The sequence below is a fragment of the Burkholderia sp. 9120 genome (assembly GCF_000745015.1).
GTDB lineage: Bacteria > Pseudomonadota > Gammaproteobacteria > Burkholderiales > Burkholderiaceae > Paraburkholderia.
On sequence record NZ_JQNA01000002.1, the window covers coordinates 55,241 to 70,776 of the forward strand.

The 15,536-nt window shown below is 62.5% G+C and carries 14 protein-coding genes; 3 read left to right on the top strand and 11 right to left on the bottom strand.

Annotation, left to right across the window (positions count from 1 at the left end; translation table 11 throughout):
• Positions 1 to 164 precede the first annotated feature (164 nt).
• Together FA94_RS08635 and FA94_RS08640 are read left to right on the top strand one after the other, a co-directional pair.
• Positions 165 to 1,142 (top strand): AAA family ATPase, encoded by a 978-nt coding sequence (locus FA94_RS08635; RefSeq protein WP_035549714.1) that lies wholly within the window; start codon positions 165 to 167, stop codon positions 1,140 to 1,142.
• A complete protein-coding gene (locus FA94_RS08640) occupies positions 1,139 to 2,863 on the top strand; it encodes a cobaltochelatase CobT-related protein (RefSeq protein ID WP_035549716.1) in 1,725 nt (574 codons plus the stop codon). The genes FA94_RS08635 and FA94_RS08640 overlap by 4 nt, the downstream gene beginning before the upstream one ends.
• A gap of 68 nt (positions 2,864 to 2,931) precedes the next feature.
• On the opposite strand, the gene FA94_RS08645 is transcribed toward FA94_RS08640, so the two are convergent.
• The 11 genes from FA94_RS08645 to tauA all read right to left on the bottom strand — a co-directional run bounded on the left by FA94_RS08645 (position 2,932) and on the right by tauA (position 13,773).
• Complete coding sequence (locus FA94_RS08645) at positions 2,932 to 3,360, bottom strand: lipocalin-like domain-containing protein (RefSeq protein ID WP_035549718.1); 429 nt, start codon at positions 3,358 to 3,360, stop codon at positions 2,932 to 2,934.
• A gap of 151 nt (positions 3,361 to 3,511) precedes the next feature.
• Positions 3,512 to 4,192, bottom strand: a complete 681-nt coding sequence (locus FA94_RS08650) for a hypothetical protein (protein WP_231584901.1) — start codon at positions 4,190 to 4,192, stop codon at positions 3,512 to 3,514.
• A gap of 385 nt (positions 4,193 to 4,577) precedes the next feature.
• Positions 4,578 to 5,339, bottom strand: a complete 762-nt coding sequence (locus tag FA94_RS08655; protein WP_197070192.1) for a hypothetical protein — start codon at positions 5,337 to 5,339, stop codon at positions 4,578 to 4,580.
• 8 nt (positions 5,340 to 5,347) lie between these two features.
• Positions 5,348 to 5,476: a hypothetical protein gene (locus FA94_RS39740; protein ID WP_286165981.1), complete on the bottom strand. Its 129-nt coding sequence runs from the start codon at positions 5,474 to 5,476 to the stop codon at positions 5,348 to 5,350.
• 306 nt (positions 5,477 to 5,782) lie between these two features.
• Entirely contained in the window at positions 5,783 to 6,094 is a 312-nt protein-coding gene (gene flgM / locus FA94_RS08660) for a flagellar biosynthesis anti-sigma factor FlgM (protein ID WP_035549724.1), read from the bottom strand.
• Positions 6,095 to 6,753: 659 nt separating this feature from the next.
• Positions 6,754 to 7,641, bottom strand: a complete 888-nt coding sequence (locus FA94_RS08670) for an SDR family oxidoreductase (RefSeq protein WP_035549729.1) — start codon at positions 7,639 to 7,641, stop codon at positions 6,754 to 6,756.
• Between the two features lie 84 nt (positions 7,642 to 7,725).
• Positions 7,726 to 8,745 carry a phosphate acetyltransferase gene (gene pta, locus FA94_RS08675; RefSeq protein ID WP_035561665.1) on the bottom strand — a complete coding sequence of 340 codons (1,020 nt, stop codon included), beginning with the start codon at positions 8,743 to 8,745 and terminating at the stop codon, positions 7,726 to 7,728.
• A gap of 165 nt (positions 8,746 to 8,910) precedes the next feature.
• Positions 8,911 to 10,743 (bottom strand): sulfoacetaldehyde acetyltransferase, encoded by a 1,833-nt coding sequence (gene xsc / locus FA94_RS08680; RefSeq protein WP_035549733.1) that lies wholly within the window; start codon positions 10,741 to 10,743, stop codon positions 8,911 to 8,913.
• Between the two features lie 187 nt (positions 10,744 to 10,930).
• On the bottom strand, positions 10,931 to 11,860 hold the full coding sequence (locus tag FA94_RS08685) for an ABC transporter permease subunit (protein WP_156126596.1): 930 nt from the start codon (positions 11,858 to 11,860) through the stop codon (positions 10,931 to 10,933).
• Positions 11,853 to 12,668, bottom strand: coding sequence for a taurine ABC transporter ATP-binding protein (locus FA94_RS08690; protein ID WP_035549737.1), 816 nt, complete (start codon positions 12,666 to 12,668; stop codon positions 11,853 to 11,855). The genes FA94_RS08685 and FA94_RS08690 overlap by 8 nt, the downstream gene beginning before the upstream one ends.
• Positions 12,669 to 12,714: 46 nt before the next feature.
• Positions 12,715 to 13,773 carry a taurine ABC transporter substrate-binding protein gene (gene tauA, locus FA94_RS08695; RefSeq protein ID WP_156126597.1) on the bottom strand — a complete coding sequence of 353 codons (1,059 nt, stop codon included), beginning with the start codon at positions 13,771 to 13,773 and terminating at the stop codon, positions 12,715 to 12,717.
• A gap of 184 nt (positions 13,774 to 13,957) precedes the next feature.
• On the opposite strand from tauA, the gene pdxR reads away from it, so the two are divergent.
• On the top strand, positions 13,958 to 15,487 hold the full coding sequence (gene pdxR / locus FA94_RS08700) for a MocR-like pyridoxine biosynthesis transcription factor PdxR (protein WP_035549742.1): 1,530 nt from the start codon (positions 13,958 to 13,960) through the stop codon (positions 15,485 to 15,487).
• The last annotated feature ends 49 nt before the right edge of the window (positions 15,488 to 15,536 follow it).

Below are 15,536 nucleotides of genomic sequence, written 5' to 3' on the forward strand. Positions count from 1 at the left end.
ATATAAAAAACGGAATGATTTGTATCGGAAAAATAAACTGCGTATCATGAACCGGCGAGGCCGCGCCACGCTTTTCCGTGTGCGCGGCCCTTGTCGTGAGGCAGGCCAAATACTGGCCAAACACAGGCCAGGCAGGCGACGCACAGAGCACAGAGGAGAGCGCAGTGACCGATATCTCGACAGCCCGACCCGACCGCATGGTTTCGGTGCGCACGGTGTTCGGCATCGATTCAGGCTTGATGGTGCCGGCCTTCAGCGAACGCGACGACCACGTGCCGGACATCGACGAGGTGTACCGCTTCAATCCCGAGGTGACGCTGGCGATTCTCGCCGGCTTCATGCGCGAGCGCCGCGTGATGGTGCAGGGTTTGCACGGCACCGGTAAATCCACCCATATCGAACAGGTTGCCGCACGCCTGAACTGGCCGTGCGTGCGCGTGAATCTCGACGGTCATATCAGCCGCCTCGATCTGGTCGGCAAAGACACGATCGTCGTGCGCGACGATCTGCAGGTGACCGAGTTTCAGGAAGGCATCGTGCCGTGGGCGTTGCAGCGTCCCATGGCGCTGATCTTCGACGAATACGACGCGGGCCGACCGGACGTGATGTTCGTGATCCAGCGCATTCTCGAACGCGACGGCAAGTTCACGCTGCTCGATCAGAATCGCGTGATTCATCCGCATCCTTTTTTCCGGCTATTTGCTACGACCAATACGGTCGGGCTCGGCAATCTGAACGGTTTGTATCACGGCACGCAGTTGCTGAATCACGCGCAGATGGACCGCTGGAATGTGGTGGCCACACTCAATTACCTGCCGCGCGAAGAAGAGGCGAGCATCGTGCAGGCGCGCGTGCCGGAGCTGGCCGATGAGGCCGGCCGCAGGCTGATCGAGTCGATGATCAGCGTCGCCGATCTGACGCGCAAAGGCTTCGCCACCGGCGATCTGTCGACGCTGATGTCGCCGCGCACGGTGATCGACTGGGCGGAAAACTGCCAGATTTTCCGCGACCCGGCGCTCGCGTTTCGCCTCACGTTCGTCAACAAGTGCGACGAGGCCGAACGGGCGATCGTCGCCGAATATTTTCAGCGCTGCTTCGACCGAGAACTGGACAGTGAGGTCCGCTCCACGGAGGCGCAATGAGCGCCGCCGAGCGACAAGCGGCGCGTCGTGCGGAGCAGCGGCAGAATCTGTGCGCGGCGGCCGCGCGCGCGTTCACCGGCGACGCGCAATTGCATTACCGCGCCGGCCGTTTGTGTCGCGGGTTGCGTCCGCTGCCGCTGCATGCACCGCATCTGCGCACCGATCCGCAAGTGGACGATCTGGCCTCGCTGCGCGGTGCGGCGGATGGCGCGGCGTTGCGGCTCACGCATTCGGACGCGGTTCTGCACGCGAGCCTTTGCCCTACGGAGCCGGTCGAACGTTTGCTGTTCGAACTGTTCGAGCAACTGCGGTGCGAAGCGCTGGCGCCGGTTGCGATGCCGGGGCTTGTGCACAATCTGCGGCATCGTTTCGAAACGTGGTCGCGTGCTTTTTGTCGCGCGGGATTGGCGGATGGGCACCTTGGGATTCTGCTTTATACGGTTGCGCAGATCGTCTGGTCGCGATTGTCGGGCTGGCCCGTGCTGGAGGAAAGTGAAGGTCTGATCGAAGCGACGCGCGCCGCGATCACGCCGACGTTGGGCGTGTCGCTCGCGGCACTGCGTCGGCATCGCGCAGAACAGCGCGTGTTCGCGCTTCATGCGCTCGAACTGGCGCGTCTGGTTGGCGTGATGATGCGCGAAGCGCGTGGGGACGCCGCAGAAGAGGACGTAGACGCGCTCGAAGACGATGAAGCCGTGCGCGTGATGTTCGCGCTATGGTTCGATTCCGACGCCGGCGAGCAGGTCGACATGGGTCTTGCGGCCACTGGTGACAGCCGCGTGCTGCGAGAGGCCGATCAGCGTTATCAGGCCTACACGACACGCTATGACCGCGAGCTTGTGCCCGCCCCAGGAATTCGAAGGGAGTTGCTCGCGCAATACCGCGACCAGCTCGATCAACGAATCGCCGCGCAACGCATCAACGTGCCCCGGCTCGCGTATGCGCTGAAGGCGGCGCTTGCCGTGCCGCGTCGCGATGGCTGGTCGTTCGGCGAAGAGCAGGGGCGTGTGGACGGTCGCCGGCTCGCGCAACTCGTCAGCTCGCCGGGCGAGCGGCGTCTGTTTCTGCTCGATCGTTACCGGCCGATGGCCGATTGCATGGTGAGTTTTCTGATCGACTGTTCGGGGTCGATGCGGGCACATATCGAACAGGTCGCGGTGCTGGTCGACGTGCTCACGCGTGCGCTCGATCAGGCCGGCGTCGCGACTGAAGTGCTCGGGTTTAGTACTGGAGCATGGAATGGTGGGCGGGCAAGGTTGGACTGGTTGGCCGGTGGCAGGCCACAGCATCCGGGACGTCTGAACGAAGTCGCTCATCTCGTGTTCAAGGATGCCGCGACGAGTTGGCGGCGCGCGCGCACGAATCTCGCCGCGTTGTTCAAGGCCGATCTGTTTCGTGAAGGCGTGGACGGTGAAGCGGTCGATTGGGCATGCACGCGTTTGCGCGCGCGCACGGAGCCTCGGCGGATTTTGATCGTGATTTCGGACGGTAGTCCGATGGACAGCGCGACCGCGCAGGTCAACGACGCGTATTACCTCGACAATCATCTGAAGCTGGTGGTCGCGCGCAATGAAGCGGCGCGCGATGTCGAAGTGTTGGGGCTTGGGGTAGGGCTTGATCTGAGTCCGTATTACCAGCGCTGTCTTGCGGTGGATCTGTCGACGCCGCCGGATATGGCGCTGTTCGGTGAAGTGGTGAGCTGGATTGGCGCGCGGCGGTAGGGGGCTTGGGCCGTGCGGATGGTGTGAGGTTGCACCGATCACGTCGCGCTGCGAATTCAACGCAGGGACTATGACTCTCGTTGAAGACTGAGAATCGCCCTTCCTATCGGGTTGCCTGGCACTAACGGATTCGGCATCCAGGCCGTACTGACTTCGAGCGTGTCTCCGTCGAGCTTGTAGAAGCGTTCCTGCTCAGTGCCGTTCCAGGCTTCGTTCCAGCACGAGTCGATCTTTACGATGAACCTGTCGCGTTCTATCCGATATCGTCCTGTATAGGCCATCACGGTGCGGAAGAGTGCCACCATTTTCTCGTCTGTATTGCCTGGCTCGCGTGCCTGTGCAGTGACTAGTACCATCATTCGGTCATCCGCGCTGAACATAAGGTACCCGTTGGGATCGGCGCCCCACGGTTGAGTACGCTCCTTTGAATCCTGAAGCTCGGTTTCAAAGGAAACCAATCGCCAGTTACCGTGGAGATTTGTGTCGTGCTCGGACATATTCCCTTCCCGTAGTGGTTCGCCTGAATGTAGCTGCATGTCGAATGTTTGAGATAGCGCCTGTTTTTCAAGAAGCCCGACGGCCGAATGACCAGGAGAATGTCTCCATTGCCGATAGGCTTGCTCAACGTGTACCCACCGGCTACGGATCTTACTGTTCCTGGGCGCTTGTGGCTCGCCTCCATACGCCTGCCAGCGTCGCAGGCACCCATTGCTCGGCCGGGCAGCGACTCCAGGTGTCGGCAAGGAAAATCATCGATTCGTCACCACTCGTCTGCCGAGCCTTCTCCAGCTCCAACAACAGCAGCGTACCTGCGGAGTAGGGGCAGCCACCGACCGTTCCACTCGATGTCGCTTGGCGAAGGACCACGCCCGGGGCGAAAAGGCAGCGATCGCTGACCATCTCGGGCGAGAGTGTCTGCCGCACCGAGGCATCGAGATAAAGACTATGCATTTGATTCAGGCCTTTTGCGACATTGTGTATTGCTACGGCGACCGCGTGGACACCTGCAAGGTCTCCGCCGACCATTGGAGCGAGTAACGCCTTCGCGCGGGTCATTTTGCCGGTTATTTGCCAAGCCAGATTGCGCAGCGTATTTCCCGGCGCAAGCGACGCGGCAATCACTTGCGCAGCGGCCCAGGTGGCTTCGCCGGCTTCGAAGCTGGGACTGAATAAACGGCCTATGACCTGCTGCACAAGCGGCCCGACTGCTACGGCAGAGTTTGTGTCGCGAACCCACGCTGCCAGCGGCTCCAGATCGACGGGGGCCGCGCGAAATATCTTGCAGGAAGTACGGCGCTCGTAGGTGTGGCAAACGAGATGGTCAAACATGGCGCACTCCCGGCATCGGTGCTTAATCGTTACGCCGGGTTTTGGCTTCATCCGCTTGATCTGCCGCGAATTGCAATTTTGGTCTCAGTCGGCTCAAGAATCGCAAAAGTTGCAGCGCCGGCTATCGCTGGCGCTTGCATTGGGATCGCTATCCGCTCGGCTTGCGGGGCGCTTCTTTAAGCTCGACGCTCACCCGATGGCGAAATTATGGACATGTCTGAACGTCAGACACAATCGGACATTCAAAACGGGCCATCGGCACAACCCCGAGCGGCCGTACCCGGCCGAACCCAGTCTCCGCCCGCATGAATTGGCTACTTTTTCTGAAAGTACAACCTCGATGCAAATCAGGAGGCACCACGGCGATAGACACAAGGTGCTGCCATTACGCAGCATCGCGCCCACTATCAAGGGTTCTCTGCAATCTCCGACGCTCAAGCCCGTTACGCAATTGCCCCGCAACAAAAGCGCTGGCGATCACCGCCAGATAAAACGTAACGAGGTTATGACGCCAGCTTTCGAGGGCGAATTGATGCGCAACCAGTTTCGGATCGAGCGCTGGCAGAGTGAAGTTCTTTGCCTCGACGGCGCGCATCATCCGGAAAAAGCCCACCGCGGACAGCAGCGGCAACAGGGTGACTAGCGCCAGCAGCGCAGGCTTCAGTCGACGAGCCAACGGATAGTGGCGCAATCGGAACCACAGTCCAAGGCATCCGTGTATCCAGCCGGGTGCGAGCAGAGCAAGTTGCAAACCCTGCTTGCCGCTCATGAGCAGCGCGACGATGACGCGTTCATAGTCGGGTTCAAAGCCATAGAGCGAGGACGCAAGGCGCGTTGTCACCGCATGGCGTATGAGCAGCAGCGGCAGGCTAAGGCCTGCCCAAAGGCGGATCCATTCGGCGGGTGGCAACGTCCAGTGGCGACGGTCATATATCGTGCGCAACGCCAGCGAGAAATGCAGCGCCGCCGCACCGTATAGCGCGATCGTGCCAGCCTTGCTTCGCCAGAGTCGCAGCGCCAATGCGAGTCCGTGTCCGGCAAGCTCGAGTGACCAGATCCCGAGCGCATGATTGACCAGGTGGAAAAAAAGATAGATGAGCAGCACCACACCCGACCCGAGTTGCAAACGGCGCAGAATGGAGTGCATCTGAACGTTCAACTCGCGGTAGCGGCGAATATGCCGATCATCGCTTTGCCATTTGCTTTCTGGTGAGCACGGCGCTCCCGCTTCGTGCGGGCAAGGTGCGCCGGGTGCAATCGAATAAAACGCTCGATGATGTCCATTTTGACCCTCTCTTCCGTGTGTGCTTTCCTTGCAAGACTATTCGCGAGGGCCGTTTATTCCCTCATTCGTCCGGCGACAGGCGACAGGCAAGGGCAGGCAGACGCGCGTCGTTGCCGCGTTGAGCGCGTGGAAATCTCACGGGAAGAGGGGCGACCAATCTCTCGAAAGCGTCGCCCCGATGGCTGCGCTATGACCTATGGCCGCCGGCGGGTTCGATCCGGTTACCGGGTTCCAGGAGTTGATGATCCATAGCGAGCCGCGAGGTCAGCCGGGCTGAGTCGCGCACGCCGTTGTTCAGCTTTTGCTCAAGGCGTTTTCGTTTGCAGCAAATCACGCGCGTGGCCGAGCATGCCATCGGCGATCTTGCCCGAGTCGATCTGGTAGCTACCGTCACGCAACGCGGCCTTGATCGACTCGACCTTCGCCGTATCGATGTCCGAATCGCCTGACGTGTGCACCGCCGACATTGACGAGAGACTGACGGTCGAATTCTGCGCGTCGGCAGCGCTGATCGGTTGCACGGACTCGACCGCGCCCTCCGCATCGCTATTGACGGTTGTGCCTCGTGCGCCGCTCTGTCGAGCTGTGAGCGGATAATTGCTGGATTCAATCTTCATGGTATATGTTCCCCATCTGTTGAATCCTTTAACGGTCCCGCGTTTGAAATCTTCACCCTGTCGCATGAAGCGCAACGGTGCCAGGGGTCCGTTTCAAGCCGCCAAGCCTTGCTGGGCGGGACCTGCAGCCACCTGGAACAAATTGAAACAAAGTGTGAGCAATACCACACAGCACCCCATTTACCACGTGTGAACAAACGTATCCGCCGCCCTTTACCGCCGCAATGGCCCTTTCCGCCGCGTCGCGATGTCGCTGGTCGCTCGTTAGGCGATCTCGTCGCGCTTCAATATTGCGGCGCGGAGTCGTGGCTCTGGCAATGCCGCTGCGGCGGGCATGTAACTGCCGCGCTGAAGAAGGTGGAAAGCGGAGAAGTGCAGGATTGCGGTTGCCGTGAGCAGCGTCGTGTGTGGCGGTCGCGGCCGGGCTCCCCCGCGCTGAAAAGCGGCGAGGTTTTCGGCCAGTTGACAACGCTGCGGTACGCCGGCGATGGATTGTGGACTTGCCGCTGCGAATGCGGTGCCGAAACGACCGTGAGCGCCGGTCGGCTGCGAACGGGCAGGGCGCGCTCGTGCGGCGTTTCTTGCCTTGCGGCGTCGACGGATCGGGCGGCATAGCCCGACCCTCTGCCCATCAGATAGGCTTCAAAGCGCAACGATCCTTACACGTATCGTGCTTCGTCGAGATCGGCAAGCAGCGTCGGACCCGTCGGCTTCCAGCCCAACCGTGCCTGCGTCAGCGCGCTCGACGCCGGCATATCCAGACCGACAAACATCCCCATCCATCCGAAGTGCGCCGCCGCTTCTTCCCTCGAGATCGACACGACCGGCAGGTTCAGACCGCGTCCGAGCGACTCGGCAATCTCGCGGCTGCTGATGCCTTCTTCTCCGACCGCATGGTAACGGGCACCCGGCTCGCGCTTTTCGATCGCGAGCCGATACAGACGCACAACGTCGGAAAGATGACCCGCGGGCCAGCGATTACGCCCTTCGCCCACATAGGCCACCACGCCTTTCTCTTGGGCAATGGCGACCAGCGGCGTGATCAGCCCCTGCTTGAAAGGATTGTGAACTTGCGGCAGCCGCATCACCGATACATTGATGCCGGCCTCAAGCAGCGCATTGCCGGCCAGTTCCGAGCCGATCCGCGGATTGGGGTGGGCGGTGTTGAAAACGTCTTCGCTCGCCGGTTCGCCGTGCTCACCGCTGCCCACACCCGTTCCGGACGTAATGAGCAGTGGACGATCCGAGCCGGTGAGCGCGGACCCGAGTGCGGCGATGGCACGCTTATCCTTCTCGCAATTCGCGACGAAGTTCGAGAAGTCGTGATCGAAGGCCGCGTGGATGACGGCATCCGCTTTCGCGGCGCCTTCGCGCAAGCTCGCGGGGTCCTCCAGGGTGCCGCGATGCACTTCGGCGCCCGCATCGGCAAGCGCTTGCGCGCCGGCGTCCGAACGCGTCATGCCGATTACGTGATGGCCGGCTGCGATGAGCTCGGGAACGAGGGCCGATCCGATAAAACCCGTCGCGCCCGTGAGAAAAATACGCATAGTGAACTCTCCGTGTGTGTCACCCGTTCACTATCCGATCATTTCTCCTTCCGTAGAAGTGGTGAGCTCATCATGGTAAACCGACTAACAGGATCCGACGCGCGCAAGCGCCGCTTGCGCCTGGACCGCCGTCACGGCGATCACATAGTAAATATCATCCGCACTGCACCCGCGCGACAGATCGTTAGCCGGTTTTTGTAAGCCCTGCAGCAACGGCCCAATCGCCTTCGCACCGCCGATCCGCTCCGCGAGTTTGTAGCCGATGTTGCCCGCTTCGAGACTCGGAAACACCAGCACATTCGCGTGCCCCTCGACCTGCGAATGCTTGACCTTGCGCAGCGCGATTTCGGAGACGATCGCGGCGTCGAGCTGCACGTCGCCGTCGATCATGAGATGCGGCCGACGTTCCTGCACTCGATGCGTCGCGTTGACCACTTTATCGACCGCGGCATGATGCGCGCTGCCGCTGGTCGAAAACGACAGCATGGCGACACGCGGTTCATCCATCAGCAGGCTGCGTCCGCTGTCGGCCGCGGCAATCGCGATCTCGGCGAGCTGGTCGGCATCCGGTTCGACAACGAGCGCGCAGTCGGAAAAGATCAAGCCGCCCTTGAGCGTGTGGAACGGCTCGCACAGCATCATCAGGAAGAAGCTCGACACGAGTTTGAACGACGGCGCAATGCCGATCACCTGAATCGCGGTGCGCACCACGTCGGCGGTGGTGTTGACGGCGCCGGACACGGAACCGTCGGCGTCGCCGAGACGCACCATCAGGTTCGCGAAGCACAGCGGCTTGAGGATTTCCTGTTGCGCCTGATCCAGCGTCATACCTTTCTCGCCGCGCAGCGCGAACAGTTCGGCGGCGTAGGCAGCGGCGAGCGGCGAACTCGCGGGCTCGACCAGTTCCATACCGGACAGATCGATATCGAAGCTCGCGGCGGCCTCGCGAATGCGCGCGGCGTCGCCCACCAGCACGATACGCGCGACACCTTCACGGCTCGCGCGTTGCGCGGCCTGCAGCACGCGCGGATCGTCGGCTTCGCTCAGCACGATGCGCATGGGCGATGCGCGCGCCTGGTCGATGATGCGAAGAATGGCTTTCATGGCAATGCCCGATAACGGAGGCCGCAAGACACGCAGCGAAGGGGCCGTGCAGAGGAACGCCGCGAACGGCATTCGAACCGGCGACCCGCAAGCACGGCGGGCTCCGACCGCCTCAAGCTACAAGACGAAAACCGGAGCCCGCCGACACTCAGATGCCTGCTGTGCTCAAACGTAGTCCTTGTACTTGTCGAGCATGCGCACCGGCTTGGCGAGCGCATCGCGGCGGAACGGGTCGCCCAGTTCGCGGGTACACATGATCTCGATGATCGTGGTCTTGCCGTGATTCATCTGCAGATCGATGGCGCGCTTCAATGCCGGGCCGACGTCCTCAAGTCGGTCCACCACGATCCCTTCGGCGCCCATTGCCTTCGCGATCTCCGCGAAGCTCTGGTTGTCGAGTTCACCGGCGACGAAGCGGCGGTTGTAGAAGTCCACCTGGTTCTTCTTCTCCGCGCCCCATTGGCGGTTATGAAACACCACGGCCGTCACCGGAATGTTGTGGCGCACGCAGGTCATGGTTTCCATCATGCTCATGCCCCACGCGCCGTCGCCGGCATACGAAATGGCGGGGCGGTGCGGCGCGGCAACCTTCGCGCCGATGATGGTCGGGAACGCGTAGCCGCAATTGCCCCAGCTCATCGCCGCGAAGAAGCTGCGCGGCTTGTTGAAGCGCAGGTAGCTGTTGGAGACGGAGTTGATGTTGCCGATGTCCGTCGAGACCATCACGTCTTCCGGCATGGCCTTTTCCAGTTCGCGCAGCACCTGGCGCGGATGCAGATAGGTGCCGCCACCCGGCGTGCGTTCCTGCTTCTGCTCCTCGATCATGTCGAGGCTGTACGGGTCGCGTTCGTGGGTCCACTCATCGAGTTCTTTCTCCCACGCCGCTTTTTCCGAGGCGATCTGATCGCCGCGTTCGTTGCGGGTCGCGTCGCAGGCAATCTTGCGATCGGCCAGACGCTGCGTCAGCGCAATGGCGGCCGCCTTCGCATCGCCGCAGATGCCGACCGAGATCTTCTTCACGAGGCCGAGCATCTTGTGATCGGCGTCGATCTGGATGATCTTCGCGCTGGTCGGCCAGTAATCCATGCCGTGCTGCGGCAACGTGCCGAACGGCCCGAGCCGCGAGCCGAGCGCGATCACCACGTCGGCGCGCGAGAGCAGCTTCATCGCCGCCTTGGAACCCTGATAGCCGAGCGGGCCGCACCACAGCGGATGATTCGCCGGGAACGAGTCGTTGTGCAGATAGCTGTTGACCACTGGCGCGCCGAGGCGCTCGGCGAGCGCCTTGCATTCTTCGACGGCGTCGGCCATCACCACGCCGCCGCCGGAAATGATCACGGGGAATTTGGCCTGCGCGAGCAGTTCGGCGGCTTCGTCCAGACGCTGATCGCCGCCGGCGCCGCGGTCGAGCCGCTGCGGTTGCGGAATCTCCACCTTGACCTGACCGTAGAAGTAATCGCGCGGAATGTTGAGCTGGGTCGGGCCCATTTCCGCCATCGCGCGGTCAAAGCAGCGGCCGGTGAATTCCGCCATCCGCGCAGGGTGCGTGACGTGGCCCTGGTACTTGGTGAACTCCTGGAACATGGGCAGTTGTTTGGCTTCCTGGAAGCCGCCGAGACCGATACCCATGGTGCCGGCTTCCGGCGTCACGATCACCACCGGGCTATGCGCCCAGTAGGCCGCCGCGATCGCCGTGACGCAATTGCTGATGCCCGGGCCGTTCTGGCCGATCACCACGCCGTGACGGCCCGACACGCGCGAATAACCATCGGCCATGTGGCCGGCGCCTTGCTCGTGAACCACGGGAATCAGGCGGATGCCGGCGGGTGCGAAGATGTCCATCGCGTCCATGAACGCCGAGCCCATGATGCCGAACATGTCGGTCACACCATTGGCCGCCAGGGTTTCGACGAAGGCTTCGGACGGCGTCATGGCTTGCGGGCCGCTCGCGCGGTGGTCGGCGCTGGCGTCACGCGGGGAAGGATTCTGCTCGCTCATGGGGGTGTCTCCGGCTCTTTAAGATAAGTGGAACAAAAAATACCGAAAAATGCTTGGTGTCTAAAATGTAGGGCAGGCTTTTCGGGGCGTCAATCGAAAATACAATAAGTGGAACGTTTTGTACCAATATGTTCCGATATGCGAAGGGCGACACGGCAGCGCTTTACGAGCGTTGCCGCCCGAGCCGTTAAACCCGGCCTTTCCACGGCACCAGCACGCGTTCGAGGTAGCGCATCAGCAGGTCGAAGCAGAGCGCGAAGAAGCCGATCACGATGATCCCCATGATCACGACGTCGCTTGCGAGGAACTCCGCGGCGTTGAGCACCATGAAGCCGAGGCCGCTGGTTGATGCGACCATTTCGGCGGCCACCAGCGTGGTCCAGCCGACGCCGATGCCGATCCGCATGCCGGTGAAAATCTCCGGCATCGCCGACTTCAGGATCACGTACAGCACCACTTGCGTACGCGAGGCGCCCATCGAATACGCGGCGTGAATCTGTTCGATCGACACCGAGCGCACCCCGGCGCGCGCCGCGATGGCGAGCGGCGCGAAGATGGCGAGATAGATCAGCAGCACTTTCGAAAATTCGCCGATGCCGAACCAGATGATGATGAGCGGCAAATACGCGAGCGGCGGCAGGGGCCGGTAGAACTCGATCGGCGGATCGAAGGCGCCGCGCGCGAAACGCGACACGCCCATCATCACGCCGATCGGAATCGCCGTGACGCAGGCCAGCGCGAACGCGCCGAACACGCGCAAGAGGCTCACGCCTGTGTGCTGTGCGAGCGTCGAGTTGGCGAAGCCTTCGGTGGCGACGAAGATGAACTTCGCGTAGACGGCCTGCGGCGACGGCAGGAACAGCGGTTTGATCCAGTGCAGGTTGGTCGCGGCGAACCAGAGGCCGAGAAACGCGGCCACGGTAATCAGGCTCGTCACGACGCTGCTGCCCTGGCCCGGCACGCCGAAGGTGTCGCCGGGGCGGGCGGGTTTCTTCGCCAGCACGCGGGTTTTGCGGCCTGGCCGGCGGGGTGGTTCGATTGGTTCGATCGGCGCGTTGGTGTCCATCGGCGAGACCTCGTGCCGCAGAACGGCTTGTGCGGATTTGGAACTAAACATGCGCCACCCCGGCTTCGACGGCGTGCAGCTTCTCGTCGCCGTAAATGATGTTGAGGACCTGCTCGCGCATCGCGATGAAATCGGGACTCGATTTGATGGCGCGCGCGTCGCGCGTGTCGAGAAAACCGCGGTTGAAATCCAGTTCGTAGGTGTGCGTGATGCGCCCCGGCCGCGGCGACATCACGATCAGGCGGCTCGCCAGAAACAGCGCTTCCTCCACGCTGTGGGTGATGAAGAAATACATCTTGCCGGTCTTCTTCCAGACGTCGAGCAGCAGCTCCTGAATGGTCTCGCGGGTGAGGGCGTCGAGCGCGGCCATCGGTTCGTCCATCAGCAGCATGGCCGGGTCGCAGGTGAGCGCGCGGGCAATCCCCACGCGTTGCTGCATGCCGCCCGAGAGCTGATAGATCATGTGCTTGTGGAAGTCCTGCAGGCCCACCAGCGCGAGGTTTCGCACAGCAATCTCACGACGCTGCGCGCGCGGCACGCCTTGCAGCTTGAGGCCGAATTCGGCGTTGTCGATCACGTTGAGCCACGGCAGCAGCGCGTGCTTCTGGAACACCACGCCGCGATCCGCACCGGGGCCCGCAATCGGCTCGCCGCCCAGCAGCAGTTCGCCCTGGGTCGGCGCGATGAAGCCGGCCATCAACGACAGCAGCGTCGTCTTGCCGCAGCCGGACGCGCCCAGCGCCACCACGAAATCTCCCGGGCGGATGGTCAGGTTGATGTCGTCGAGCGCCCGTACGGTCTGGCCGGGCCGACGCCCCGGAAACGTCACGCTGACGTTCCTGATAGTCATGTTTTCCATATTGCCTCCTGAAACGCGTCAATCTCTGTTGAAGCCCAAGGCGACGTCACTTGAGTTTGGCCGCGGCTTCGGCATAAGCCGGCGTCACGAACTTCGAGTAATCGGGCAGCACGGTGCCGATCTGCTTCTGGCTCTTCAGGAACTCCGAGGTGTCCTTGAGCGCCAGCGCCGCGCGGCTCGTTGTGCCGCCGCCGAGCCATTGCGCGGAGGCCTGCTCCTGCAGCGTCGGGAACGCATACAGCGACAGCGAGTCCGGCACGTCGGCAGGCGTGCCGCCGATCATCTTCGCGATCGCCGCGGCTTGCGGCGAGGTCGCGTTCCATTGCGCCGGATTGGCGCGGTATTGCTGGTCGGCGTCGGCGATGGCCTTAACGAGCTTCGCCATGAAGTCCTTATGTGCTTCGCCCCATTGACGGTCCACCGCGATGCCGTCGAAGGTCGGCTTGCCGAGTTTCGACAGATCGCCCGACGTGATCAGCACCTTGCCGCTTTTCTTCAGCTCGGCGAGCGCGGGATTCCACACGTAGGCCGCGTCGATATCGCCACGCTCCCAGGCCGCGACGATCTGGTTCGGCTGCATGTTCAGGATCTTCACGCTGGACGGATCGATGCCCCAGTGCTGCAGCGCGAACATGGTGTGATAGTGGGTCGTGGAGACGAACGGCACGCCGATGGTTTTGCCCTTCAGCTCGGCGGGTTTCGTGATGCCGGCGCCGTTGCGCACCACCATCGCTTCAGCCTGGTTGATGTTGTCGAGAATCCAGAACAGTTGCAGATCGAGCCCCTGGCTGACCGCGGCCGCGAGCGGGCTAGAACCGATCACGCCGACCTTGACGTCGCCTGAGGCCAAAGCGGTCGCCACTTTCGCGCCCGACTCGAATTGCCGCCAGTTGATCTTGTAGCCGGTGGCTTTTTCGATCGAGCCGTTCGCGATGCCGACCACCCACGGATCGACGATCTGCTGATAGGCGATCGTGATTTCCTTGTCTTCGGCGTGGCTGGGCGTCGCCACGAGCGCCGCCGTGGCGGCGAACAGCAGCGACAGCACGCAGCGCGCCGTCCATTGGAACCAGGGCCTTGATGTCGAGTTTTTATGGCGTTTCATAATAGGTCTCAGAAGGTCTTGCCGATGGAGCAGGAAGATCGTGTGGCCACGACCGGTGCTTGTCCCGATCGCGTTGGACGGGGTGAGTCGAGTATCGTCAGTAAAAAATGGAGCAAGTTAGTGCCAGACGGCGGCGATCGTTGAGTCCACATCCGCCCGGCTCCCTGTCATTTGAGGAGGAAGCATGTCCAGCCGTACCGCGACAGCCCTATGGACGCAGCGTTTTCAGCGTCCGGGCGACTCGACCATGAGCCTGCAAGGGCAGATCCGGCGGATGCTGGTGGCCGCGATTCTGGACGGCCAGCTGCCCCCGCAGACCGCGCTGCCGTCGAGCCGCGAATTGGCCGATCAACTGAGTGTCGCGCGCAATACGGTCGTGCTGGCGTATCAGCAGCTGGTCGAGGAGGGCTATCTGATTTCGCGCGAGCGCAGCGGCCATTTCGTCAATCCGGCGATGCTGGAAGGGCGTCACGGTTTCACGCCGACGCAGACGGTCGCGACGAATGGGCACGAAGACGCGCATGCGCGGCCCGACTGGGCGCAGCGCGTGCAGCGGCCACCGTCGGCGCAGCGCAACATCGTCAAGCCGGGCAACTGGCAGAACTACGACTATCCCTTCATCTACGGACAATTCGACCAGACGCTGTTTCCCACCAACGACTGGCGGGAATGCTGCATGAAGGCGCTTTCGGTGATGGAGATCCGCAACTGGGCGCCCGATCTGATCGGCCGCGACGACGACACGCTGATCGAGCAGATTCGCACGCGCGTGCTGCCGCGGCGTGGCGTGTTCGCCATGCCGGACGAGATCGTCATCACGATCGGCTGCCAGCAGGCGCTCTATCTGATCGCGGATCTGCTGGCCCGCGAGCGCACCACCGTGGGTTTCGAAAACCCCGGCTATCCGGATGCGCGCAACATCTTCGAGAATCGCAACGCGCGGCTGGTGCCGCTGCCGGTCGATGCGGGCGGCGTGCGTCCCGTCGAAGATGCTCACCTGTTCGCGCAGTGCGACTACGTGTACGTGACGCCGAGCCATCAGTGCCCGACCACGGCGACCATGCCGATCGACCGCCGTCATGCGCTGCTGGAACTCGCGCAGCAGCACGATTTCGTGCTGATCGAAGACGACTACGAGAGCGAGAACAACTTCTCGGGCACGCCGCATCCGGCGCTCAAGAGCCTGGATACCGCCGATCGCGTGATCTATATCGGCAGTCTGTCGAAGACGTTCGCACCGGGTTTGCGGCTGGGTTATATCGTCGGACCACGCGAACTGGTGCTGGAATTGCGCGCGTTGCGGCGGCTGATGGTGCGTCACCCGGCGGCTTATATTCAGCGCGCGTTCGCGACGTTTCTGTCGCTGGGTCATCACGACGCGCTGCTGCGGCGGCTGGCGTTTGCGTACCGCGAGCGTGCGTTGGCGCTGATGGCCGCGCTCGACGCGTATCTGCCCGAGGCCCGCTATCTGCCGGTGACGGGTGGCGCGTCATGCTGGGTGGAAGGGCCGCTATGGCTCGACGCCGAACGTCTCGTCGCCGATGCCGAAGCGCATGGCATTCTGATCGAACGGGGCGACGTGTTCTTTATGGATGGGCTGGAGCAGAAGCATTGCTTCCGGATGGGCTTCTCGGCGATCAAGCTGGAGAAGATCGATGAGGGCGTGCGCCTGCTGGCCGGGTTAGTGCGTAAGCAGAAGCCCGCGGAAGAATGAAGCGGTGAAGCGGCCAGGACCGTATCGCGCGCGATACGCGAACCCGGCG

Excerpts from the sequence above, each read along its gene's own strand:
- FA94_RS08640 (WP_035549716.1), top strand. The coding sequence starts at position 1,139 with ATGAGCGCCGCCGAGCGACAAGCGGCGCGTCGTGCGGAGCAGCGGCAG.
- FA94_RS08645 (WP_035549718.1), bottom strand. The coding sequence starts at position 3,360 with ATGTCCGAGCACGACACAAATCTCCACGGTAACTGGCGATTGGTTTCC.
- FA94_RS08650 (WP_231584901.1), bottom strand. The coding sequence starts at position 4,192 with ATGTTTGACCATCTCGTTTGCCACACCTACGAGCGCCGTACTTCCTGC.
- FA94_RS08655 (WP_197070192.1), bottom strand. The coding sequence starts at position 5,339 with ATGCACTCCATTCTGCGCCGTTTGCAACTCGGGTCGGGTGTGGTGCTG.
- FA94_RS39740 (WP_286165981.1), bottom strand. The coding sequence starts at position 5,476 with ATGGACATCATCGAGCGTTTTATTCGATTGCACCCGGCGCACCTTGCC.
- flgM (WP_035549724.1), bottom strand. The coding sequence starts at position 6,094 with ATGAAGATTGAATCCAGCAATTATCCGCTCACAGCTCGACAGAGCGGC.
- FA94_RS08670 (WP_035549729.1), bottom strand. The coding sequence starts at position 7,641 with ATGCGTATTTTTCTCACGGGCGCGACGGGTTTTATCGGATCGGCCCTC.
- pta (WP_035561665.1), bottom strand. The coding sequence starts at position 8,745 with ATGAAAGCCATTCTTCGCATCATCGACCAGGCGCGCGCATCGCCCATG.
- xsc (WP_035549733.1), bottom strand. The coding sequence starts at position 10,743 with ATGAGCGAGCAGAATCCTTCCCCGCGTGACGCCAGCGCCGACCACCGC.
- FA94_RS08685 (WP_156126596.1), bottom strand. The coding sequence starts at position 11,860 with ATGTTTAGTTCCAAATCCGCACAAGCCGTTCTGCGGCACGAGGTCTCG.
- FA94_RS08690 (WP_035549737.1), bottom strand. The coding sequence starts at position 12,668 with ATGGAAAACATGACTATCAGGAACGTCAGCGTGACGTTTCCGGGGCGT.
- tauA (WP_156126597.1), bottom strand. The coding sequence starts at position 13,773 with ATGAAACGCCATAAAAACTCGACATCAAGGCCCTGGTTCCAATGGACG.
- pdxR (WP_035549742.1), top strand. The coding sequence starts at position 13,958 with ATGTCCAGCCGTACCGCGACAGCCCTATGGACGCAGCGTTTTCAGCGT.